The organism is Propionigenium maris DSM 9537 (assembly GCF_027925155.1).
GTDB lineage: Bacteria > Fusobacteriota > Fusobacteriia > Fusobacteriales > Fusobacteriaceae > Propionigenium > Propionigenium maris.
The window spans coordinates 47684-70967 of sequence record NZ_BSDY01000009.1 but is presented as its reverse complement, the minus strand read 5'-3'; the positions used below and the strand labels follow the sequence as shown (position 1 = coordinate 70967).

General features: G+C 41.7%; 25 protein-coding genes. 14 read left to right on the top strand and 11 right to left on the bottom strand.

Features of this window, described 5'->3' with window-relative positions; genetic code table 11:
- Position 1 precedes the first annotated feature (1 nt).
- The 4 genes from QMG11_RS10715 to QMG11_RS10700 all read left to right on the top strand — a co-directional run bounded on the left by QMG11_RS10715 (position 2) and on the right by QMG11_RS10700 (position 4443).
- Positions 2-1027 (top strand): HD domain-containing phosphohydrolase, encoded by a 1026-nt coding sequence (locus QMG11_RS10715; RefSeq protein ID WP_281835882.1) that lies wholly within the window; start codon positions 2-4, stop codon positions 1025-1027.
- A 261-nt stretch (positions 1028-1288) separates the two neighbouring features.
- Complete coding sequence (gene proC / locus QMG11_RS10710; RefSeq protein ID WP_281835880.1) at positions 1289-2086, top strand: pyrroline-5-carboxylate reductase; 798 nt, start codon at positions 1289-1291, stop codon at positions 2084-2086.
- Between the two features lie 23 nt (positions 2087-2109).
- On the top strand, positions 2110-3885 hold the full coding sequence (locus QMG11_RS10705) for an aminopeptidase P family protein (protein WP_281835878.1): 1776 nt from the start codon (positions 2110-2112) through the stop codon (positions 3883-3885).
- Positions 3886-4443: a GNAT family N-acetyltransferase gene (locus tag QMG11_RS10700; protein WP_281835876.1), complete on the top strand. Its 558-nt coding sequence runs from the start codon at positions 3886-3888 to the stop codon at positions 4441-4443.
- Positions 4444-4524: 81 nt separating this feature from the next.
- On the opposite strand, the gene QMG11_RS10695 is transcribed toward QMG11_RS10700, so the two are convergent.
- The 9 genes from QMG11_RS10695 to QMG11_RS10655 form a co-directional block, all read right to left on the bottom strand.
- Positions 4525-4701, bottom strand: a complete 177-nt coding sequence (locus QMG11_RS10695; RefSeq protein ID WP_281835873.1) for a hypothetical protein — start codon at positions 4699-4701, stop codon at positions 4525-4527.
- Between the two features lie 62 nt (positions 4702-4763).
- Positions 4764-4958, bottom strand: coding sequence for a hypothetical protein (locus QMG11_RS10690; protein WP_281835872.1), 195 nt, complete (start codon positions 4956-4958; stop codon positions 4764-4766).
- 322 nt (positions 4959-5280) lie between these two features.
- On the bottom strand, positions 5281-5514 hold the full coding sequence (locus QMG11_RS10685; protein ID WP_281835870.1) for a hypothetical protein: 234 nt from the start codon (positions 5512-5514) through the stop codon (positions 5281-5283).
- Positions 5515-5618: 104 nt separating this feature from the next.
- Complete coding sequence (locus tag QMG11_RS10680; protein WP_281835868.1) at positions 5619-6077, bottom strand: YbaK/EbsC family protein; 459 nt, start codon at positions 6075-6077, stop codon at positions 5619-5621.
- A 180-nt stretch (positions 6078-6257) separates the two neighbouring features.
- On the bottom strand, positions 6258-6734 hold the full coding sequence (locus tag QMG11_RS10675; protein ID WP_281835866.1) for a type II secretion system protein: 477 nt from the start codon (positions 6732-6734) through the stop codon (positions 6258-6260).
- A 9-nt stretch (positions 6735-6743) separates the two neighbouring features.
- Positions 6744-7043 (bottom strand): MarR family transcriptional regulator, encoded by a 300-nt coding sequence (locus QMG11_RS10670; RefSeq protein ID WP_281835864.1) that lies wholly within the window; start codon positions 7041-7043, stop codon positions 6744-6746.
- Between the two features lie 264 nt (positions 7044-7307).
- Positions 7308-8165 carry a hypothetical protein gene (locus tag QMG11_RS10665; protein WP_281835862.1) on the bottom strand — a complete coding sequence of 286 codons (858 nt, stop codon included), beginning with the start codon at positions 8163-8165 and terminating at the stop codon, positions 7308-7310.
- 67 nt (positions 8166-8232) lie between these two features.
- On the bottom strand, positions 8233-10161 hold the full coding sequence (locus QMG11_RS10660) for a bifunctional diguanylate cyclase/phosphodiesterase (protein ID WP_281835861.1): 1929 nt from the start codon (positions 10159-10161) through the stop codon (positions 8233-8235).
- A gap of 161 nt (positions 10162-10322) precedes the next feature.
- Positions 10323-11498, bottom strand: a complete 1176-nt coding sequence (locus QMG11_RS10655) for a metallophosphoesterase (RefSeq protein WP_281835859.1) — start codon at positions 11496-11498, stop codon at positions 10323-10325.
- A 270-nt stretch (positions 11499-11768) separates the two neighbouring features.
- Here QMG11_RS10655 and ybaK point away from each other — a divergent pair, with 270 nt between their 5' ends.
- The 8 genes from ybaK to QMG11_RS10615 all read left to right on the top strand — a co-directional run bounded on the left by ybaK (position 11769) and on the right by QMG11_RS10615 (position 18154).
- Positions 11769-12239, top strand: a complete 471-nt coding sequence (gene ybaK / locus QMG11_RS10650; protein WP_281835858.1) for a Cys-tRNA(Pro) deacylase — start codon at positions 11769-11771, stop codon at positions 12237-12239.
- A 90-nt stretch (positions 12240-12329) separates the two neighbouring features.
- Positions 12330-13094 carry a TrmH family RNA methyltransferase gene (locus QMG11_RS10645; protein ID WP_281836035.1) on the top strand — a complete coding sequence of 255 codons (765 nt, stop codon included), beginning with the start codon at positions 12330-12332 and terminating at the stop codon, positions 13092-13094.
- A 10-nt stretch (positions 13095-13104) separates the two neighbouring features.
- Entirely contained in the window at positions 13105-13623 is a 519-nt protein-coding gene (locus tag QMG11_RS10640) for an NUDIX hydrolase (RefSeq protein WP_281835856.1), read from the top strand.
- 289 nt (positions 13624-13912) lie between these two features.
- Positions 13913-14314, top strand: coding sequence for a hypothetical protein (locus QMG11_RS10635; protein ID WP_281835855.1), 402 nt, complete (start codon positions 13913-13915; stop codon positions 14312-14314).
- Between the two features lie 301 nt (positions 14315-14615).
- A complete protein-coding gene (aqpZ, locus tag QMG11_RS10630) occupies positions 14616-15302 on the top strand; it encodes an aquaporin Z (protein WP_281835854.1) in 687 nt (228 codons plus the stop codon).
- Between the two features lie 205 nt (positions 15303-15507).
- A complete protein-coding gene (locus tag QMG11_RS10625) occupies positions 15508-16095 on the top strand; it encodes a DNA-3-methyladenine glycosylase (RefSeq protein WP_281835853.1) in 588 nt (195 codons plus the stop codon).
- 57 nt (positions 16096-16152) lie between these two features.
- Positions 16153-16764, top strand: a complete 612-nt coding sequence (locus QMG11_RS10620) for a DUF7847 domain-containing protein (protein WP_281835851.1) — start codon at positions 16153-16155, stop codon at positions 16762-16764.
- 10 nt (positions 16765-16774) lie between these two features.
- The gene (locus QMG11_RS10615) at positions 16775-18154 is read left to right on the top strand and encodes a cryptochrome/photolyase family protein (RefSeq protein WP_281835849.1); all 1380 of its coding nucleotides are present in this window, start codon (positions 16775-16777) and stop codon (positions 18152-18154) included.
- A gap of 38 nt (positions 18155-18192) precedes the next feature.
- Here the strand turns inward: QMG11_RS10615 and QMG11_RS10610 are convergent, their stop codons facing one another.
- Entirely contained in the window at positions 18193-18816 is a 624-nt protein-coding gene (locus QMG11_RS10610) for a protein-L-isoaspartate(D-aspartate) O-methyltransferase (RefSeq protein ID WP_281835848.1), read from the bottom strand.
- 166 nt (positions 18817-18982) lie between these two features.
- Here QMG11_RS10610 and QMG11_RS10605 point away from each other — a divergent pair, with 166 nt between their 5' ends.
- Both QMG11_RS10605 and QMG11_RS10600 read left to right on the top strand, forming a co-directional pair.
- The gene (locus tag QMG11_RS10605; protein ID WP_281835846.1) at positions 18983-19432 is read left to right on the top strand and encodes a superoxide dismutase [Ni]; all 450 of its coding nucleotides are present in this window, start codon (positions 18983-18985) and stop codon (positions 19430-19432) included.
- Between the two features lie 367 nt (positions 19433-19799).
- Positions 19800-21929: an amino acid permease gene (locus QMG11_RS10600; protein WP_281835845.1), complete on the top strand. Its 2130-nt coding sequence runs from the start codon at positions 19800-19802 to the stop codon at positions 21927-21929.
- A 115-nt stretch (positions 21930-22044) separates the two neighbouring features.
- On the opposite strand, the gene QMG11_RS10595 is transcribed toward QMG11_RS10600, so the two are convergent.
- Positions 22045-23208 carry an NAD(P)/FAD-dependent oxidoreductase gene (locus QMG11_RS10595; protein WP_281835843.1) on the bottom strand — a complete coding sequence of 388 codons (1164 nt, stop codon included), beginning with the start codon at positions 23206-23208 and terminating at the stop codon, positions 22045-22047.
- Positions 23209-23284: the final 76 nt, after the last annotated feature.

The following is a 23284-nucleotide window of genomic DNA, read 5'->3' as shown; positions in this document are numbered from 1 at the left end:
CATGGAAGGTGTAGAGAAGAGACAGACGGTACTTGTGGTGGACGATACCCTGGAAAATATAGATGTGCTCAAGGGAATACTCAGGGAGTACTATAAGGTCATCTTTGCTACAAGTGGTGAGATGGCTCTAAAGGTAGTTTCAAAGACTCCCCCAGACATAGTTCTTCTGGATATAATGATGCCCGGTATGGATGGATTTGAGGTATGCAGAAGGCTGAAGGAGGATCCCAGAACAAAGAATATCCCGGTTATTTTTGTTACCGCCAAGGACCAGGATGTGGATGAGGCAAGGGGGTTTGAACTGGGAGCTGTGGACTATATCACCAAGCCTGTAAGTGCTATGATAGTGAGGGCAAGGGTGAAAACACACCTTGCCCTCTCCAATCAGACAATAGAGCTGGAGAGGCTGGTAAGGGAGAAGACCAGGGAACTAAATGAGACAAGGCTGGAAATTATTAAGAAGCTGGGGCTGGCTGCAGAGTATAAGGACAATGAAACGGGAAGGCATGTAATCCGTATGAGCAAGTACTGCTATTATATTGCCAAGGAGTATGGACTCTCTGAAAAAGACGCTGAACTTCTTCTACAGGTGGCTCCCATGCACGATATAGGAAAGATCGGAATCTCAGATGATATTCTACAGAAACCCGGAAGGCTGGATGAAGGGGAGAGGGAGATAATAAATACACATCCCACCCTGGGATTTAATATCATGAAGGGAAGTAGGAGTGACCTCCTTCAGATGGCTGCCACTGTGGCAGCTGAACACCACGAGAAGTGGAATGGGGAGGGATATCCCAATAAGCTGAGGGGAGAGGAGATCAATATATTCGCCAGAATAGCGGCAATTTCAGATGTGTTTGACGCCCTTGTGAGCCGGAGGCCCTATAAGGAAGCCTGGGATGTTGAAAAAACAGTGGATTATATTATGAGTGAGAGCGGTAGGCAGTTTGATCCAGATGTTGTAGATGCCTTTGTGAAGGCTCTGGATAAGATAGTAGAGGTAAAGAATGAGTTTGAAGATTAAGAGGATTTAAAGATAAAAATCTAAATAAGGTTTTATAGAGAGGAGAGCTAAAAAGTTCTCCTTTTTTATTGTATTAAAAAACTTCATCTCACAACACAATAAAGTCCTATAATTGATTAATATAAAATATTTTTTTAAAAGAAGTTAAAAAAGATAAAAATATATAGAATATAAAGATAAAAAAAATTGAGATTTTTAAAGAAGTCAGCTAATATAGTATCTGAGGAGCATCTCAAGAAAAAACAGAGAGGAGAGGATAGGATGAAGATAGGATTTATAGGATGTGGAAGTATGGGTGGAGCAATGCTTGAAGGGATCCTTCAATCCAGACTGAGCTCCAATGATATATGGATATATGAAGACTCCCTAAAGAGAAGGGAGGAGCTTATTGATAACTACAAGATAAATATAGCTCTGGATATGAAGGAGATGACTGAGGAGTGTAAGATAATATTCCTGGCAATAAAGCCGCATATCTGCTATTCAGTTCTGGAAGAGATAAAGGAAAAGCTCGACGGGAAGATACTGGTATCGGTTGCTGCAGGGGTGACCATCGATGCCATCGAGGATATTATAGGAGACGACAAGAAGGTAATAAGAATAATGCCAAATACTCCAGCGTGTGTTGGGGAAGCTATGACATCTCTTACTCCCAACAGGAATATAGAGGAGGATGAGAAGAAGGAGGTGGCATACCTTCTAGAGGGATTTGGTAAGGTAGAGGAAGTAGAGGAGAGGATGATACATGCGGTAATCGGTGCCAGCGGTTCTGCTCCTGCATATGTGTTTATGTTTATAGAGGCCATGGCAGATGCTGCAGTATTAAAAGGAATGCCAAGGGAAAAAGCGTATAAGTTTGCCAGTCAGGCGGTATTGGGAGCAGCTAAGATGGTCCTTGAAACTGGAGTGCATCCAGGGCAACTGAAGGACATGGTATGTTCCCCAGGGGGAACCACTATAGAAGCTGTAACTGAGCTAGAAAAGAGAGGAATGAAAGCTGCTGTAGTGGGAGCCATGATAAAGTGCATGGAAAAGTCTGAGGAGATGTCTAAAAAATAAAGGAATAGAAGAGGGGGATGGCAATGAGAAGGGAACTGATGGATTTAAGGGAATACATGGATGAAAGAGGTATAGATGCCTATATTGTACCTAGCAGCGATGCTCATCAGGGGGAGTATGTAGCCGACCACTTCCAGGGAAGAAAGTGGCTCACAGGGTTTACAGGAAGTGCAGGTACAGCTGTAGTACTGGGAGAGAAGGCCGGAGTATGGACAGACGGAAGATACTTTATTCAGGCTGAGAGACAGCTGGAGGAATCAGGTTTCGACCTCTTTAAGATGGGGGTTGAGGGTGTCCCTGCCTATGACAGGTGGATTGCTCAGGAGCTTCAGGGGAGAGAAAAGGTAAGGGTAGCCTTTGACGGAAGGGTAATAAATGAGAGTACATTCAGGAAGATCCATGAAGCCTTTGTGAATATGGAGGTAGAGTATGAGATCTGTGAGGATGCTCTGGAGAAGACCTGGAATGGAAGACCAAATCTTTCCAAGGTTCCTATCTTTGACCACGACTCCAAGTGGGCTGGAAAGGATAGAGAGGTGAAGATAGAGGAGCTCAGAGAGGAGATGAGGGATAAAAATGCCCAGATGTATGTACTCTCCTCACTGGATGATATAGCATGGTTCCTGAACCTGAGGGGAGAGGATGTAAGGAATACTCCGTTATTCTACTCCTATGTGGTGGTAGAGGAGGAGAATACAGTCCTCTTTGTGGATATGGACAAGGTAGACATGGAGCTGGAAGATGAGTTAAACAACACCGAGGTAGATATAATGGGTTATGACGAGATCGGTGAATACCTAAGGGAGAGAGTAGAGGGAAAGAGAATAATCTGCGATCCAGAGAGAACAAGCAGATATATCTACAGTATCCTAGAGGGTGGAAAGGTGATCGATCAGCAGGATCACACAACCAAGGCCAAGGCTCGTAAGAATGAGGTAGAGATGGAGCACACGAGAACAGCATATCTGAAGGATTGTGTGGCCCTTGTTAAATTCTTCAACTACATCGAGGAAAATGCAGGAAATGGCCTCACTGAACTAGAAGCTGAGAAGGTATTGGAGGGATTCAGGAGAGAGGATGAAAGCTTCTACTACAATTCCTTTGATCCCATAGCAGGATACAGAGATCACGCTGCTATGATGCACTTTAAGGCAACTGAGGAGAATACCTATAAGCTTGAGAGAAAGGGGTTCTTCCTTGTGGATTCAGGGGGACAGTACAGAGAGGGGACAACTGATATAACCAGAACTCTTGTAATGGGAGAGCTGAGCCAGGAGGAGAAGATGGACTTCACTCTGGCCCTTCAGGGAGTCATAGACCTGTCTACAACAAGGTTCCTCAAGGGGACAACGGGATACGCCCTGGATGCCATCTGCAGAAGGCCTATGTGGAATGCAGGACTGGACTATAAGTGTGGTACCGGGCACGGGGTAGGTTTCTTCCTGAATATCCATGAGGGTCCTTGCGGGTTTGGTCAGAGACCTTCCTACAACAATCCACTGGATGAGGGGATGCTTATTACCATAGAACCAGGAGTATACAAGGAAAACAGGCACGGAATAAGACATGAGAATACTGTATTTGTGAGAAAATCTATGGAGGGAGAGTTTGGTGAGTTTTATGAACTGGAAACTATAACCTTCTTCCCTATAGATACAAGGGCTATACTTGTGGATGAGCTTACAAGGGCTCAGAGAGAATGGCTCAATGACTACCATGCAAAGACATATGAGAAGTTATCTCCTATGCTTCAGGGAAGTGATCTGGAGTGGCTTAAGGAGAGAACAAAGGCGGTGTAGATGGAAGAGGTTAAAAATTATTTAGAGAAGATAGAGATAAGCCCTCTAAAATATGAGGATATAGAGGATATAGTTGAGATGCTGAAAAATCCTGAGGTATGCAGGTATCTCTTCTTTGCTCCTGCCCCTGAGGAGGTGTATAGGGGATACTTTGAACCTATAGCTGCTCAGATGGAAGGGGAGTTAAAGGAGGGGAGGAAGCCCTCCAATATGGTGTTTATCCTTAGGGAGATAAGCAGTGGCAACTTCATAGGGCAGTTCGGTGTAATGGCTGTACCAATGATTGAGGGAGTCTATGAGATAGGTTATCAGCTGATGGAGGAGTACTGGGGAAGGGGGATTGGAACCTTTGCCTGTGAGATGGCTCTTGATTACATATTTGATACCCTTAAGGGTCATAGGGCAGAAGCTAACTGCTACTCCACAAACAGGGGATCTAAAAAGGTACTGGAGAAGTGCGGATTTGCCTATGAGGGAGAACTCAGAGGATACTATAGGGTTGGAGAGGAGTTTATAGGAAGAAGTAACTATGGCTTGTTGAGAACTGATAGAGATTAAAGTTTAAAAAGGCTGGGAATTAAATTCCCAGCCTTTTTGATGTTCATTAAATTCAGAGTTTTTATAAAATTTAAAGGAAATCTAAACTTCCCAACTTTTAATTGCTTTTTTTACCTCTCTGTAGATATATTCCGATACTTCGATTCCGTCGATTAAATATCTAACTTCTTCACATCCACCTACCTGAAAAGTTTCTAACCTACTATCCTTAGTTCCGACTATTTTTTTACCGTTGTAGTAGTAAATGATTTTTCTCATAATTGCCCCCTTTATTTATATCTTACTTTTGCTACTTTAATTCATTGTGTAGTGATTTAAATTTACTGACTGTTATTTGTAGAAGAAATAATACTTCTGGCAAAATTGAGACCTTTAATTCTGCCATTAATTTCATCAAATTCTCCAACTGCATCTGAATTATCCAGTTTTCCATGCAGCCTAGTTATTTCATTGGTTAATTCTTCTAATATTTCATTTCTAGGTAGATTCCCCTTAATATTTTCACTAATGCTCATCTTTTCCTCCCTTTAAAATAAATTATTAAATTTTTTCTTTTTAAAGTCTTGTTTTTTATGAAATATATTAAAAAAGGGAACTCAAAATCAAAGCCTGGGAATATCAGGCTGAGATCTTAAATTCCCTTAAAACATCTAATTCTCTTCAATTATGATTAACACAAATGAATACATAGAAAATATATTTAAAGTAATTATAGTCTTAATATCTTTAATATCAAATTTAAAGTTTTGCTGGCTTTCACCAATTCCAGCTCGCTATATGATATATTTATACCATATGAAAAGGTTTATATCAACTTTTTTAAATGGTTATTTCTATTTATAAATTTTCGATATAGCTTTTAAGGTCTGCTAAATCAATTCTAATATCTTGTTCTCTATGCTTTGCAAGATACTTAACGTATTGTTTGCCAACGTGGAACTTAACTTCCTGAAGATCTCTTTCATCGAGGTAAAGTCTACTGGCAGTTACTACAGAGTCCTCTATTGTAATCTTCTCAAAGTTAGCATCCAGAAGCAACTTCACCAGTAAGCTTATATTTTCACTGAACATCTAATAATCCTCCTTTCATATAATCAATCCTATATAAACTGAACTATTTATGGGAGCCTTTTCTCCCTGAAAGTTGAAGTGATAAGAGGCTGTGACTAGCTCTATTACTTACTGACATCAATCCATGTTCCTTTAGTAACTTCCTCTAAATAATCCACATCTATCTTCACAGCTGAGTTTGGAGATCCTCCAGCTGGATATACTGTATTAAATTCCTTTAAAGAAATATCAAGGTATATTTCTAGTTCATTTGTTAATCCAAAGGGGCACACTCCACCTACAGGATGACCTGTAACTCCCTCTACATCCTCTAAGGGAACAAACTTTGCCTTCTCCTTGAAGTAATTCTTGAACTTTTTATTGTCTGTTCTGGCTCCACCCTTGGTAAGGATTAGGATACACTTTTCCTTCAGCTGAAAAGCCAAGGTCTTAGCAATCATATCTGGTTCTACACCTATAGCCATAGCAGCTTTTTCCACAGTTGAGGTGTCAGCTTCAGGTTCTATCACCTTAAGGGGAAGGTCGTTGTCTAAAAAATACTGTTTAACACTTTCTATACTCATAGCATTCCTCCTAGATATTTATTCATTTATACCAATATGTAAATTGATAAATATTAACATTTTAAGAAGTGTTTTTCAAATAAAAAATCTATTATATGGTTTTTATAGATTTTAAGCAATGATGTATTATTGCATACAATAAAAAATCAGAGCCAAAGCTCTGATTGATTTTGTTTTTTACTAGAAACTCTTCCAAGTGATATTAAATTTTTTATATCTTTCAAAGTCTACAGCTGGGTAGATTTCACCTTGTTGATTAACAGCCCATCCAACAGCTCCATATCTGCAATGATATTCCATAAACTTATCAAAATTAGTAACAGGAACATAGAAATTGTGTTTATCTGAGTAGTTTGGTAGATTGGGAAGTGTATCTTTTCCTAAAATTTTCAGAAAATCTGAATCAAGATCCGCATCATTTGTGAATATATGACTCTCTTTATTGCCTGGAGAGCTTCTATGATTAAACATGTGATCCCCATGCTTTACCTCCCACATGGCAATGGCTGTTCTTATATTTTTGGTGTTTGCTTGTATCTGGGCTATTTCCGCCTCTTTTCTCATATCTTCAAACTTTGGTAAAGTTATAGCTGCTAATCCCCCTATAATAACTATAACAACCATGAGTTCGATAAGGGTAAATCCACTCTTTTTCATAGAAACCTCCTAATTTAAAGTTATCTTTTCCAGCACTCTATTAACTATGCTGGCTTTTTCCTTAAGGTTTATTATCTTTTTACCCAAGTGATCTTCCCTTATTATAAATTCCTTCTCCTCTAAGTACCTTAGACGCTTAGTGATAAGGGATCTGTCAAACCCAGTCATACTTGCCAGGGAGTAGGCGGTCATATTATCGTACCTTCCAGATGTCATTATTATAAAGATATCGGTTCTGGAAAGACCGTAATCCCTCTTCAGGTATCCATAGAAATCCTTTTCAATATTTAACAGTGTATTCAAATACAAAATGCTCTCCCCCTTGCATATAAACTTCAATTTTCACTATAACTTTTATATTCTAAGCATTCTATAGAAAGCTTTAAGAGTCTTTTCCTTGCCCTTCTATAAACCCAGAAAGATTATCTTGATTAAAAGTATAAATGTGACTTTATCATTCACAATGTACAATATGACTTTACGTAAGTGTCAATGGTAAATAAAAAGACCCCAGATACCTGGGGACTCTTCTTTAACGATAGTGAGCTCTCAGATCTACTGAGTTCTCTTTGATTATATTTTACTGTGGATCTGCTGAACCTCCATGTGGAAGTCCTCCTCCTCTAACACCTCATACTCAATAAGAGCGCTCTTTATATCTTCATAACACCTTTTTCCCAAACCGTAGATGAGAGTGTCCTTATATGCTGTGATAAAGGGTTCATACTCCTCCTCTAAAAAGCCATCTGGATTTTCCCTTCTGAATATAGGACTGGATGCATACTCCTCATTGATACACGACTTTGTATAGTAGTTTTCTATGGTAAAGCCGTTGGTGAAATCATCTGGCAGGGTTATATAGAGCATGGAGAGGTCATCCTCTGCTAATATCTCTATTGGCCACAGGCTACATATAACAGGCTTTCTATGGATGATCTCAGCTGAATCCATTCCCTTGTCTAGGCATATGGAGTGGATAGAGCATAGGGTGGTGCTGTTATTGCACTTAAATGAACAGGTACAGTTGATGATCTCCTCCTCAACGTGCTTTTCTGGCACCATAAGTGGGTCCTCAGAGATACTTTTTTCTATCTCATTCTGGGAATATCCCTCCCACTGAAGGATATCGTTATTTTTGGTGAGCCTATTGTACTCCTCTATATTCTTCAGGATAAAATCCCTAGTCTGCTCTTCATAGATGGAGGGATTATCCCCACAACAGTGCTCAACACAGTTGAAGCAGTCAAAGTTTGCCATGTTGGCAAAGAGCTCGAAATCTACTACAGCCGGATACTCTATACCTCTAATCTTCACAGTGGTTTCTATGGTATCTGCTGTGTCAAAATACTTTCTGGCCATCTCCTCCTTCTCTGGCGAGACTATAGAAAGGGTGTCCCTTTTAGGGTGATTTAAAAATAAAAAATACTTCATACTTCTCCTCAATGTAACATTAATAATCCCTGTTATTATACTATTAATCCTAAATCTTTTCAAATCTCTACTGGGTAAAGCTGTCCATCTTCCTATGGTAGAAGTTGTTGGTGTACTTCTCTATGACCTGGCTGGCCGGTTCAGGCCTTCCAAAGTAATACCCCTGAAAGCTGTAGTTTCCCAGGTGGATGAGTTTTTTTATCTGAGACTCCTCCTCTGTACCCTCGCAGATAACTTTGAACCCCTTGAGATGGGCAATCTTGTTCACGAATTCAATTACCAGCTCATTCATGGTGGAGACATTGATATTGTTGATAAAGGACCTGTCTATCTTTATCTCATTTATAGGTAGCTTCTCAAGGAATGGAAGGGAGGAGTACCCGGCTCCAAAATCATCTATGGAGAAGGAGACTCCTGCTTCCCTCAGTTCATTCATCTTTACAAGGGTATTTTCAAAATCGTTTATGGCTACACTTTCTGTGAGCTCAAAGGTAATAAACTCAGAGTATGAGGAAGCTATAAGCTTTTCCTTTAACTCCCTTAAAAACTGAATGTTTTCAAAGGAGATCAGTGAAAGATTCACTGAAATACTGGTTCCCAGGATTCCCGCAAGCTCAAGGGAATCCGCCAGAACCACCTTGGTAATTTCATTTATAAGAAATGATTTCTCTGCAAGGGGAATAAACATATTTGGTGGTATCAAGCCCTTTTCAGGGTGTTCCCACCTAACCAGGGCTTCAAAAGCGATCCTTTTCTCTCTGAGATAGATCTTGGGCTGGAAGTATGCCTTAAACTCATGATTTTTAATTCCCCTCATAATATCGTCTTGGAGGTTCTTATTCTTCCAGTCCTCCTGGCTGCTCTCGATCTTAAGGTTTTGCCTGGTTTCCTCTATGAAGGATTTCATAGATCCCCCTGTATACTCGCTCATTGTGTAGTTCAGCCTGATGAAGTACCCCCTCTTGTTAAACTGGTTGAAGTAATCGATCTTCTCATCCAGGTACTCATAGGCATTCTTGGAGTATCGCCTGTTAAACTCTGGGAGGATGATCATGAATTTATTTCCCTCAAGCCTTATAATGGAATCTGTTTTTCTGAAAACCATGGCAATGATTCTGTCAACCACTGTAATAATTGTGTCCCCTGCTTCCATCCCCTGGGTTTCATTTATAAATTTCAGATTATCAATATCGATGAGACAGATGGAGAATTTTTTACCCACGGAGTTATACTCCTCTATCTGAAGGGAGAGGAGGTGGAGGCCGTATTTTCTTGAGTATGCATTTGTAAGGGGATCCCTTACATCCATATTGCTGATATAGGTTTCCATCCTTCTCTTATCCATAATATTCTGCCTGATCTTGATGACAACGGGAATAATTATAAGCATGGAGAGAAGAAAGGGAAGAGAGATCTTAATACTTCTCATTAAGATTATCCTGTTGAGGGATGTAGTGGTGTAATCGGCTCCAGCAATATACTTTCTCCCATCCCTTGAAGTTTCAGGTATATAGACAGACCTATAACCTCCCCATAGGTCTGAGGACTCCAGATAAACAGGTTTTTCCGAATCAAAGGCCTTCCACGTTTCATTGAAGGAATCGTCCTCAACGTCTTTAAGGGAGAGCCAGTATCCTCCACTCTCAAGCTTGTCCAGTTCCTCCCTCGTATCGCTCATTATGGCGTAGACGATATCATCTCCATCCTTAACCAGGATATAGAGGTAGTCCAGACCCTTCTCCATGGCCTTTTCATTGAGAAGAAGAGCCCTTTCATATATTTCCTCCAGGTTAAGGGAATCTCTGTTGAGATCCTTGTTCACGAAGTCATCCTCCAGGATAAACTTTACATCCATAGCTCCCATGTAGAGGTTCCTATCCACCTGGCTATAGATATTTTTACTTTCTATATAGACAATTAAAAGAAACTGGAGAAGTAAGCCTCCAATTAAAAGCACTATCTGAATTGGAATATTTTTCTTTAATGAAACCTTCATTATTATCACCTACCTCAAAATATTATACCTGTTTTAAAAGTTCTTTCCTTTCGTATTTAAAACTATGTTGTTAAAAAAGTTAATTTTGTCAATAATTTTAATGACATAAAACCATATAGTGAGGAATTAAAAAAAGAACCCTTTAAAAGGGTTCTCGGCTATTAAGGGATAATATACTGGTGAAGTTTGTGGTAGATCTTTTCCCAGTTGTGGAATCCGCTGTCCACATAATCTATTGTTTCCTGGTGAAGTTCTTCATACTTCTTCATAAACTCAGGATCGGGTTCAAGGTTCTCCAGGGGAACTATGTGAGGTTCAATAGATTTTACTGTCCACTTCTGATTGATGAGCTCCATCTTAACCACAGCGTAGGAAGCTGTTATTCCATAAGCATTGTTAGCGATGATGTGTTTACCGACGGCACTCCAGTCTCCCTCATCTACATGCTCGTGACCATTGAAGGCAAAGTCAAACTGAGGAACTCCCTCCATTACCTCCACAACACCACTGTCTCCGTCCTGTCCAAACTTATTTAGGTGGAAGGCTCCCACAAGAAGATCATACTTCCCCTCCATCTCCTCTACAGATCTCTGGGTCTCTAGGAGGGGATCGGCTATATCGTACTCATAGCTCAGGAGGATCTTTCTGATCCCCTTCTGAGGGATGGAGCTTCCTGTAAAGGCAACCCTTACTCCGTCTATGTTGAAGATGGCATAGCTTGGAAGGATTATTCCCTCTGAGTGATCCTTGGCTTTATATACATTGTTAACGATGGCCTTTCCATTGAACTTTCCCATCTCCTCCATGAGGTATGAGTTCTTCATATAGAGTTCGTGGTTCCCCATGACCATCATATCGTATTTCAGGTCATTTAAGATACCTACCACAGATGGAGAATCGGCCTTTACAAAGGGTTCATAGAAGTAGGCATCTCCCATATCGATTAGGAGCATATCAGGGTACTTCCTTCTCATCTTCTTTACAAAGGTGGCTACTCTGGCAAAACCTCCTACATCGTCTCTGTCAAACTCCTTGTACTTATAGGGAAAGATCCTTCCGTGAAGATCTGCTGTTCCCACAATAACTATCTCCTTTTTAGGATTTTCCTTGGGTTTAGGAGGAATAACTGGTTTCACAGGCTCTACGACCTTCTCCTCAGGTTTCTCTTCCTCTACTACAGGCTTTTCCACTTCCTCTACAGGGGTTTCAACTACGGGCTTTTCATCTACCACTTCCTTTACTGGGGGAGTAACGAGATCTTCCCTCTCCTCTACGCTGCTACACCCTACAACTAAAAACACAAGAAGTAGGACAATGATGTTCTTTAAGTTTTTCATACTGACTCCCTTCATAAGTATTAGTAAAAATTGAGATTATAGTTTATCTTTTATATAAATAGCATAATGAATAAACTATACTGTCTTGATATGAATTATCCACAAAGGAATTTGCTAATAATTCATTCATTGACTATATATAATATTACCCTTCAATGTTATATGATTTCAATTTTTTACTCAACTATTTTATGTTACCAATATGTCAAAAATATGTTTTTTTTGCAACTTTTGGATCTGTATGGTTATAATCTATTGAGGTGATGTAAGTTGAAGAAAACAAATGCCATGAGAATACTGGACTCAAAGAAGATAAATTACTCTGTAAGGGAGTATGAGGTAGATGAAAATAATCTTGGAGCTGTGGCTGTAGCTGCAAAAACCGGAGTAGATTTGGACAAAATATATAAAACACTGGTGCTAACTGGTGACAGGAGCGGCTACATAGTTGCCTGTATACCAGGGGCAGCTGAGCTTAACCTGAAAGCTCTAGCCAAGGCAAGCGGAAACAAGAGGGTGGAGATGATCCCTATGAAGGATCTGGAGAAGATAACGGGATATATAAGGGGAGGATGTTCCCCTGTGGGTATGAAGAAGGGGTACCCTACATATTTAGATATGAGTGCCAGGGAGCATGAGAGGATAGTTGTAAGCGGGGGAAGAAGGGGTGTTCAGATAGAGATATCTCCTGAAGATCTCATAAAGATATGCAGGGGAAGTTTGGCTGAAATTTCCTTTTAGTGGTGTTTTGACCCTTGATAAAGTCTGAAAGAAAGGATATAATACTTTGTAATATCAGGAATTAGATTATTGGAGGACACCTTGGAGGAAATAAGAAAGACAGAGATAATAAAGAGTAAAGAAAATAAGTTCTTTAAAAGGATAAAAAAATTAAAGACTAAAAAGTATAGGGACAAGGAAAAACTTTTTATAGCTGAGGGACATAAGTTTCTCGACTTTAAAGAGGTCCCTAAATATATAGTGATCCGTGAAGAGTGTGACAGATATGAGGAAAAAATAGCTGCCTTTAACTGTGAGAAGTATATCCTCTCGGAACCCCTCTTCAATGAGATCACTACCCAGGAAAACTCCCAGGGAATAATCCTTATCTATGAGATGAGGGATGGAGAGATGGAGGCCCTGGAGGACAATATAGTGGTTCTGGACAGGGTACAGGATCCCGGCAATCTTGGAACTATAATAAGGGTGGCAGATGCAGCAGGGTATAAAGACATAATCCTCACCAAGGGAAGTGTAGATGTATACAATGATAAGTGTGTACGTAGCAGCATGGGGTCACTATTTAATATGAATATTCTCTACAGGGAGGCCGGAGAGCTCTTGAAAGACCTAAGAGAGAAGGGATATAAGCTATCTGTAACAGCTCTTGCCACAGATGCAGTAAGTTACAGCGAGATGAAGCTTGGAGAGAGAAATGCTATAATCTTTGGAAATGAGGGGCAGGGAGTTGCCCAGGAGATAATAGATACAGCAGATCAGAAGGTAATCATACCTATCTATGGAAGTGCAGAGTCTCTGAATGTGGCTATGGCCAGCGGGATAATGCTCTATAAGTGCAGAGAACTTTTAGGCTAGGAGGCAACCTATGAAATACAAGCACCTTACTAAGAGAAGGTTATTTCAAAATGAGCATCTGGAAGTTTTTCAGGAGGAGCTGCAACTTCCCCACGGACAAAGGGTGTGGTGGAGTTTCTTTAAGGGAATGAGTGCAGCTGCAGTAATTGCAATCAATGAAAAGGATGAGATAATTCTCGTAAACCAATACAGACCAGCAGTAAAGGATCATATCCTTGAGATACCTGCGGGACTTGTAGAGGAGGGAGAGGATCCAGAAGTGGGAGCCAGAAGGGAACTGGAGGAGGAGACTGGTTACAGAGCAGGGAAGCTGACCAAGCTCTATGAATACTATACCAGCCCCGGAATATCAAGCTCAAAGATGTATATCTACCTGGCAACGGATCTCACCAACGGAAAGCAGAAGCTGGATGAGGACGAGTACCTGGAGATTGTTCATGTCCCTGTTAACGACCTTAAGCCAGAGGAGCTAAAGGACGGGAAAACCCTCCTTGCTTACAGCTATTTAATGAGTATGAGAAGAAAATAAAGGAAATTAAAAGCAGGGAGGTTCCCTGTTTTTTTATTATTAAAGAAAGTATAGAATTTATTAAGAATTTTCATGAAATAATTAGTATTTCAACTGATTATTAGGATGCAACGTCACGTTGCTTTTTATTTTTTTGAAAATAATCTGAGTAAAATTATCTCAATCAAAGTTGTTGACAGAAGTGAATTTAAGGGAATAGGAAGGCATGAATTTTATATCCAAAAGAGGGTTAAGGTTCCCTTGGGTAAGTGTGGTATAGTAGATGCTTTGTGGAGTAGGAGGTGATGAAGTGAGGAGTAGAGGAGAGATAGGTATAACCGTTATAACAGTTGTAGTTCTTATGTTTTTCTTTATGGGCTCATTTAACCCAAAGGATTATGGGGCATTTATAGAGAGAGACAGCTCTGGAGATGTAGTGCATATAGAAAAGAACTACTATAGGAGTGAAGCCTATACAATTATCAGGGAGGATGAGCAGGTAACCTCCTATGACTACTATAGGGATACAGAGTATAAGGGCTATAACTTTAAGATCTACTACCATAGGGACCTCTTTAGAAGATGCTATAAGGGAGAGGTAGATGGAAAGTACATCTATGTCTATGCCTACAAGGGAACCTATACCAATAAGATGTTGGATGAGGCCATCGACCTGGCTAAAAACTGGGATAGGTATAAAAACAGAGTATAAAATAAAATCTAAGGGAATAATCGAAAGACAGAGCTTGGAGGCTCTGTTTTTTTTTGTGCAATCTAATTGGAACCTTAAATAATTATAAAATAGAAGATGCTTTGCCTCTATCTCCCTCTTTAAAAAGATCTCCCCTCCACTGATAAAGAAAGATCTATTAGGTTTAAGAATTTAATTCCTTCGATGAAAGAGGATTAAAGCGATAGAAAGTTTAAGGAGGAATTTTTATTTTTCCACAATAAACTAGTGTATAGAGCTGATTAAGGCCTAGAGAAAGGTCTAGATATAAAGGAGGAGGAATATGAAGAAGTATATAGCTGAACTATTGGGAACATTCTGGCTGGTATTGGGAGGATGTGGAAGTGCAGTGCTTGCTGCAGCCTTTCCAGAAGTAGGAATAGGACTACTGGGAGTATCCCTTGCCTTTGGTCTTACGGTACTTACCATGGCCTATGCCATAGGACATATATCGGGATGTCATCTAAATCCTGCAGTATCTATAGGTCTTTGGGCGGGAGGACGTTTTGAAACAAGGGATCTGATTCCCTATATAGTAGTTCAGGTGATAGGAGCTGTGGCAGCAGCGGGAGTATTATTTGTTATAGCCAGTGGTCAGGCAGGCTTTGATCTGGCAGGGGGATTTGCTTCCAATGGATATGGAGCCCACTCACCGGGAGGATACACCCTTATGGCAGCCCTTGTGTGTGAGGTTGTTATGACTGCCATGTTCCTATTTGTAATAATGGGAGCTACAGATGAAAGATCTCCTGCAGGGATGGCTCCTATAGCCATAGGTTTATGCCTTACCCTCATCCACCTTATAAGTATACCGGTAACCAATACCTCCGTTAATCCAGCCAGAAGTACCGGAGTAGCTGTGTTTGCAGGAGGATGGGCTATAGAGCAGCTGTGGCTGTTCTGGGTAGCACCTATAGTGGGAGCTATTATAGGTGCCCTTATATACAGGTTTATTGGCAGCAGAGAATAAGATTAAGAAGCCGGAAAGCTCCCGGCTTCTTCTTTAATTATTATGGAAAGTATAGAATTACAGATTATTACCACTGTATAAGGTTATAAGGGGGACCGTCATGCTCCTTTTTAATAACTTTATATTCAGTGGAAAAAGGAAGTTAAAGTTCTGGGCATAGAATAGGAGTGAAGGGTAGAAATTAGGATGAAAGGGGAGGAGGAAGGTGAGGCTTACAAGGGAGTTCTACAGAAGAGAGGGAAGGCAGGTAGCCAGGGAGCTCTTGGGAAAGATCCTAGTGAGGAATTATAAGGGAAGTGTGCTGAGGGCTAGGATAGTGGAGACCGAGGCATACCTAGGCCCAGAGGACAGAGCATCCCACGCATGGAAGAATAAGCGTACAGAGAGAACAGAGACCATGTACCTTCAGGGGGGCCACCTCTATATCTACTTAATCTATGGGATGTATAACTGTCTTAATGTAGTGGCCAGTGTGGAGGGGATCCCCCACGCAGTCCTTATAAGAGGTGTGGAGCCTTTAGAGGGGGAGGAGGTCATGAGAGGGCTTCGGAATTGTAAAAAGAAATATGAACTGACCAATGGCCCCGGAAAGCTGTGTATGGCCCTGGGAATAGAGAGAAGGGATAATGGAGTGGACCTAGCTACCTCACCAGATATATGGCTGGAGGATGATGGTTATGTTCCAGGAGAGGTAGTCTGTGCCAGGCGCGTAGGGATAGAGTATGCCGGTGACTACAGGGAGATGCTGTGGAGGTACTATATAGAGGGGAACCCATGGGTTTCTAGGAGGTAGGAGTGGGAAGATAATTTAAATTGGGCAGGATAATAAAATGATCTTGGAGGAGGATTTATGAAGGAAAAGTTTTTAAAGAAGAAGGCCCTTACCTATGGATGGGAAAGGGTGAAGGAGAGACCTGTTTTTTTTGTAATACTCATGGTAGTTGTGAGCTTACTTCAGTATATACCCACATATATGGATGAGCAGATGGGAGCTTCCCCATGGACCGTTTCCATACTGGCTCTCATTATCCATACCCTTGTGGGAATGGGGATGATAAGAATATCTCTGAAGATCTATGAAGGAGGAGAGGGGGACTACAGGGACCTTCTCCCGCAAAACGAGATCTTCTTCACCTACCTCCTGGCAACTATAGTCTATGGAATAGTTGTGTTTATTGGAGGATTATTCTTAATAGTCCCAGGTATCGTTGTGGGAGTAATATTCTGTTTCTATGGGTATCTCATTGTAGACAAGAAGCTGGGAATAAAGGAAGCTTTCTATGAGAGTAAGAGGATGACCAGGGGAGCTAAGATGGATATCTTTCTTCTGGGGCTTATATTATGGGGATTAAATATTCTGGGAGCTCTGCTGCTCCTTGTGGGTATTCTGGTGACCCTTCCCATAAGCCTGATGACCATGACATATGTGTATAAGAAACTCTGTATTAAAGCCGAGGCTTAGGAGGAGAGAGATGAGAGATATAGTAGTTATCCTTCCCAACCAGCTCTTTGAGGAGCACCCATGCCTTACTGGGAAAGAGCCAAAAGAGGTAGAGGTATTCCTGGTAGAGGAGTGCAGGTATTTTACCGACTTTAACTTTCACAAGAAGAAGCTCATCCTCCACAGGGCCTCTATGAAGACTTATGAGGAATACCTCCTGGGAAGGGGATACAGAGTAAGGTATATAGAGTATAAAAAGGATTGGAGGGAGATGGTAGCAGGGCGCAGGATATACATTGTAGATCCCTGCGACACTAAGTTATTAAAGAGCCTTCCAGAAACAGCCATTATCTGCGATTCCCCTGCTTTTATAGGAGGAGAGCTGAAGAAGGGAAAAAAATACCTTATGGGGAACTACTACAAGGAGCAGAGGAGGAGACTGAATATTCTCATGGAGAAGGGGAAGCCCCTGGGAGGGAAGTGGAGCTTTGACAAGGAAAACAGGAAGAAGCTGCCTAAGGGACATATATGTCCCTCTATATCCACCTGTGAGAATAAATATATAGAGGAAGCCAGAGAGTATGTAGAAAAAAACTTTCCCCGTAATCCAGGAGACGGGGATAACTTTATCTATCCGGTGACCTTTGGAGATGCCAGGAGGTGGCTGAATGAGTTTATAGAGGATAGGCTACCCCTCTTTGGTGACTATGAGGATGCCATTGTAGAGGAAGAGGAGTTCCTCTACCACTCTCTCCTCTCCCCCCTCCTTAACATAGGTCTGCTAACACCTATGGAGGTAGTTGAGAGGGTGCTAGAGGCCCATGAGATCCCCCTGAACTCACGAGAGGGATTTATACGACAGGTAATAGGGTGGAGGGAGTTTATTCGCCAGATATACCTTATAGAGGGGGAGAGGGAGAGGGGTGCTAACTACTTTGAAAACAAAAAGAAGCTTCCTCAGAGTTTCTATACAGGCACAACCGGGAATATCCCAGTGGACAATGTAATAAGGAAGGTAGTTAAGAATGCCTATAGCCACCACATAGAGAGGCTTATGATACTGGGAAACTATATGCTTCTCAAAGGATACCACCCCCATGAGATCTACAGATGGTTTATGGAGATGTATATAGATGCCTATGACTGGGTGATGGTACCCAATCTATATGGCATGAGCCAATTTGCTGACGGGGGAATATTTGCCACCAAACCCTATATAAGCTCCTCCAACTATATCTTAAAGATGAGTGATTTTGAAAGGGGGCCCTGGTGTAATGAGTGGGATGAGCTCTACTGGGGATTTCTGGAAAGGCATGAGGAAAAGCTGAGGAAAAACCCCAGAATGGGTCTCATGATGAAGCAGCTTAAGAGAAGAAGGGAAAGGAAGCTCGAAAAAAAAGATAAAGATTAAAAGAGCAGAGGGAGAAGATATCCCTCTGCTCTTTTAATTTAATATCCAACCATGGGAACAAACCTCACTGGAAGAAGTTCCCTCATATACACATTATCACCAGATCCCCTCTCAAGGAGTACAAGCCTCTGAAAGTATCCTCCTAGGGGAAGGATCATCCTCCCACCGGGAGCCAGCTGTTTTATAAGGGATTTTGGTATACTCTCAGGGGCTGCCGAGAGGATAATAGCATCGTAGGGAGCTCTCTCCTCATATCCCCTGTATCCATTCCCCTCTATTATCTCCACATTATAATATCCCAGATCTCTGAGACGTATCTCCACCTCTCTGGCTAAGTCTGGAACTATCTCCATACTGACTACCTCACTGGCAAGGAGGGAGAGGATGGCGGCCTCATAACCTGACCCTGCCCCTATCTCAAGGACCCTCTCTCCTCCAGTAAGCCGGAGAGCCTCCACCATATATGCCACAATAAAGGGCTGGGAGATGGTCTGTCCCCATCCTATGGGGATGGGATAATCCCAGTAGGCTTTCTCCATATCCCTCTCCCTGACAAAGAGGTGCCTGGGAACCCTCTTCATAGCCTCTATAACCCTTCTGTCGGTTATCCCCCTTGCCTCTATCTGTTCCCTTACCATATCAGCTCTTCGCTCTTCCCACATGACAACCTCCTGCTACTACCTCTCTTTAACCTCTACCTTATTATATCTCCTTACCCACAAAAAACCTCCTGAAGGCGGAAAAATAATCTCAATGACTCTGTAGGAAAGGAGCCCTTTCAGGTGAATAGAGTAGATGACGTTACTATAAAGAAACAGGAGGTAGAATATGAAAAAAATAATGTATCTATTTATTCTTACCCTTATCTGGATTGGAGCAGAAAGAAGTGTTCAGGCTCACTGTCAGGTTCCCTGCGGAATATACGATGATCACGCCAGGGTAGTGAGTATGCTTGAGGATGCAGCTACCACAGAAAAAGCCCTCCTTGAGATGGAGAAGTTAGCAGGAAGGAAGGACCTTCAGTCGCAGAACCAGATGGTAAGGTGGATAGTAAACAAGGAGAAGCATGCAGAGAACATTATATCCACTATCTCCAGCTACTTCCTTACCCAGAGGGTAAAGGAAAGTCAGAAGGACTATAGCGAGCGCCTGATAAAACATCACAAGGTAGTAACAGGGGCAATGAAGGTAAAGCAGAGCACAGATATGAAGGATGTAGAGGCTCTCAAAAAGAGTATAGAGGCCCTCAGGGTATACTACCCTGAACATAAACATTAAAAAGGAGCGTGACGCTCTACTCCTTGTAATTTTATGCAATGGATTTTTATCTGCGGTAGTAATCTTTAGTTATATGCTTTCCTTAATAATAAAAAGAGAAGAGGGAACTCCTCTTCTCTTTTTATTTACTTTAAATGTGTAGCTTTCAGAGGTAGCAGGATGAGAATTGTCAACTTAAAGGTTCTTAATTTAAATTTAATTTATTTTAGAGTAAATTTATTATGGGAATTGGTGTATAGTGTCTTACTATAGCTGATCTTTTGTTAAAAAGTAGTTTTTTAAAGGAATAATCTGCATTTAAGAATAAAAGAGATGTAGAAGCTATAGAGTTGCACAGTAATATTACAGTATGAATAAGGAGAAACTTATGGAAAAAAGATTTGGAACATTTAGTGGGGTATTTCTTCCCACATTCCTTACAATAATAGGAGTAATCTTCTACCTGAGATTTGGTTGGGTAGTAGGAAATGCCGGAGTAATGGGAGCCCTGGGTATAGTGGTACTGGCTCACGTGATAACAGTGTCTACCGCTCTTTCCATGGCAAGTATTACCACAAATATGGAGGTAGAGGGAGGAGGAGCCTACTTTCTTATCTCTCGTAGTCTGGGACTTGAGATAGGAGGAAGTATAGGAATACCTCTATACCTGTCCCAGGTAATATCTGTATCCCTCTATATCCTGGGATTTATAGAGTCGGTAAAGTTAATATTCCCAGATGTTAATACAACGATACTATCAGTGGTAATTACCATTATAATAGGTATTGTATCTGCCATAGGGGCAGACCTGGCAGTGAAGATGCAATATGGAATATTTGCCCTCATCATTATGTCCCTGGGAACCATCCTGGTATCGGGAGACTACAGTCAGGTACCTGTGGCTCTGGGAAGCTATGCAGACAGCGGAAACTTCTGGATGACCTTTGCAGTATTCTTCCCAGCGGTAACAGGAATCCTTGCTGGAGTAAGTATGTCTGGGGATTTGAGAGATCCTAGAAGAAATATACCTACTGGAACCTTCTATGCCATTGGGGTGACATTTTTAATCTATACCCTGGCTATATTCTGGTTTGCCTTTAATATACCTATGGAGGAACTCATTAACGATAAGCTGGTACTTATAAGCAGGACTAGGTTTCCTATATTTATAATCGGAGGAGTGTGGGCAGCTACCCTTTCATCTGCTCTGGGAAGTATGATATCAGCCCCTAGAACAATGCAGGCCCTTGCAAGGGACTCTGTACTGCCTAAGTTCCTTGGAAGGGGGAGCGGTAAATCCGACGAACCTAGGATAGCCACTCTATTAAGCTTTGCAGTGGCCTTTGTATTCATCATCATGGTAAACCTGGATTTTGTGGCTCCTGTAATCACAATGTTCTTCCTGAACACCTACGGAGCTATAAATATGGTGGCAGCTCTGGAGATACTTGTGGGGAACCCCAGCTTCAGGCCTACATTTAAAACCCACTGGATTATCTCCCTTGTGGGTGCTCTGGGATCCTATAGCGTTATGTTCCTCATCAACTCCACAGCTACAGTTATTTGTCTGGCCTTTACCCTCATGATCTACCTATATATAAGTAAGAAGAATATAAGCAGGGCATGGGGAGATCTGAGAGACGGGATACTGGTATCTATCATCAGGATGTGTCTTCTGAAGCTGAGATTCAATGAGAAGCAGGAGAAGAACTGGAAGCCCGATATCCTTGTATTCTCAGGAACCCCTGAAAGCAGAGGAAATCTTGTATACCTTGCTGAGCACTTCTCCAAAGGAAGGGGTATAATAACTCTGGTAAGGTTTATCTTTGGCCAGATAGAGAACAAGAAGAAGGAGGTGGCTGAAGCCAGGGAAAACCTCAATACCTTCTTGAGGGAGAGGAAGCTCAATGCCTTCTCCGAGGTTGTAGTAGGGGAGGATATGGGAGAAACCCTTACAGAGACGGTGCAGGTAAGTGGTATAGGGCTGTTAAAGCCCAATACAGTGCTTATGGGAATGACAAAGAAGGCCCATAAGATAAAGCCCATGATGGAGTTTATGAGAAAGATCAGCTACCTCAATAAGAACCTTCTGGTTTTCTCCAGCTCAAATTCATCAGCAGCCTTTGGAAGAAAGGAGAGTATAGATATTTGGTGGGGAGGACTGAGAAACAATGGTAACCTTATGCTGAATATGGCTCACCTTATGACCCTCAACGATGACTGGAAGGGAGCAAAGATCAGGATCCTCAGCATAACTTGTGAAGGGGAGAGGGTAGAGGAGAGAAAGACCATCCTAGAGGAGATGCTTGAGAAGCAGAGAATAGATGCAGAGGTGGTGGTGATACCAGTAGAGGGAAGTATAGAGGAGACCATAGGAAGGATATCCCACAACAGCGACCTTGTATTAATGGGGCTGGGCCTTCCAGAGAAGGGGCACGAGGAAGACTACTATGGAAAGCTTATAAAACTAAGCGAAGGACTTAAGTCCGTGCTCTTTGTTAAGGGTAAAGTTAGTTAAAAATCAACTTTTATAAAGTCTGAATTCACAGTAAACTTTAAAAGTGTGGTATTTTCCCGGGAAAATACCACACTTTTTTCAATGGTTGTAAACTTTTATTTAACGAGTAGGGATTTTACTCATAGAGACCGTAGAGAACTTCTGGGGATTCCCCATTCTTTATAAATCCAGATGCCTTCATAGAGGTCTTACCATCCCCTATGAGGATAGCTCCTACAATCCTTCCCTCCCTCACAAAGAACTTCCTGTATATTCCGTCTTTATTATACTTGTAGATATTGGCTCCCCTCTCCTCTATATTCCCTCCAGAGAAGAATGAGATCCCCGTTACCTTCAGACGGACCTCTGAGAGGGTAGGATTGTATCTCTTAGGTCTTCCCGACATATTTGTCCCTGCAATCTCCCCCTGCTCCTTAGAGGGGATCCAGAGACCGTAGAGGCCTCCTCTGAACTCAGCTACGTCGCCAGCTGCGTATATACCCTTTACACTGGTTTCCATGTGCTCATCAACTAGGATACCCATATTGGTAGCTACACCGGCACTTTCACACAACTCCAGCCGGGGAATTATCCCTGCAGACAACACGATACTCTCTGCAGAAAGGGATGTGCCGTCCTTAAACTCTACCCCACTTACCTTCTCCTCCCCCAGGATCCTCTTAACCTCCTCTCCCAGGATAAACTTCATCCCCTTAGCCTCTAAAGCTCTCTGAAGGAGTCTGGAACCCTCTACATCCAGCTGCTTTGGGAGGAGTCTTGTGGATGCTTCAATTACAGTAACATCCTTTCCTAGCTTTATAAGGGAGTTAGCTGTCTCTATTCCGAGAACACCTCCCCCTAAAACTGCCACCTTTCTGGATACCTCCACATAGTTGGTGATCTCATCTGAGTCTGTAGCTCCCCTGAACTTTAAAATTCCCTCCTTGTCGATTCCCTCGATTTCTGGGTAACGGGGTCTGGCTCCAGTAGCCAGGAGAAGTTTATCATATCTCTCTGTACCTCCATCTATAAAATGTACCTCTCTCCTCTGGTGGTCTATTCTCACAGCCTCCCTGTCAAGGGTAACCTGTATCTCCTTGTCGTCGTAGTAGGCTTCCCCAAAGGCAATTAACTTTTCAATGGGGGTACTTCCAGCCAGATACTCTATGAGCCTGATTCTATAGTAGTAGGGCATGGGAGACTTTGTAATAACCCTTATCTCCCCCTGGGGATCGTGCTCTCTTATGGAGAGAGCAGCTGATATTCCCGCCACTCCATTTCCCAATATAAGATATTTCATAGAACTCCTCCTTATTTACAGATTCTCACCTATAAAATACAAGGAAGACAGGGATTTCCTCTCTAAAAAAGTAATG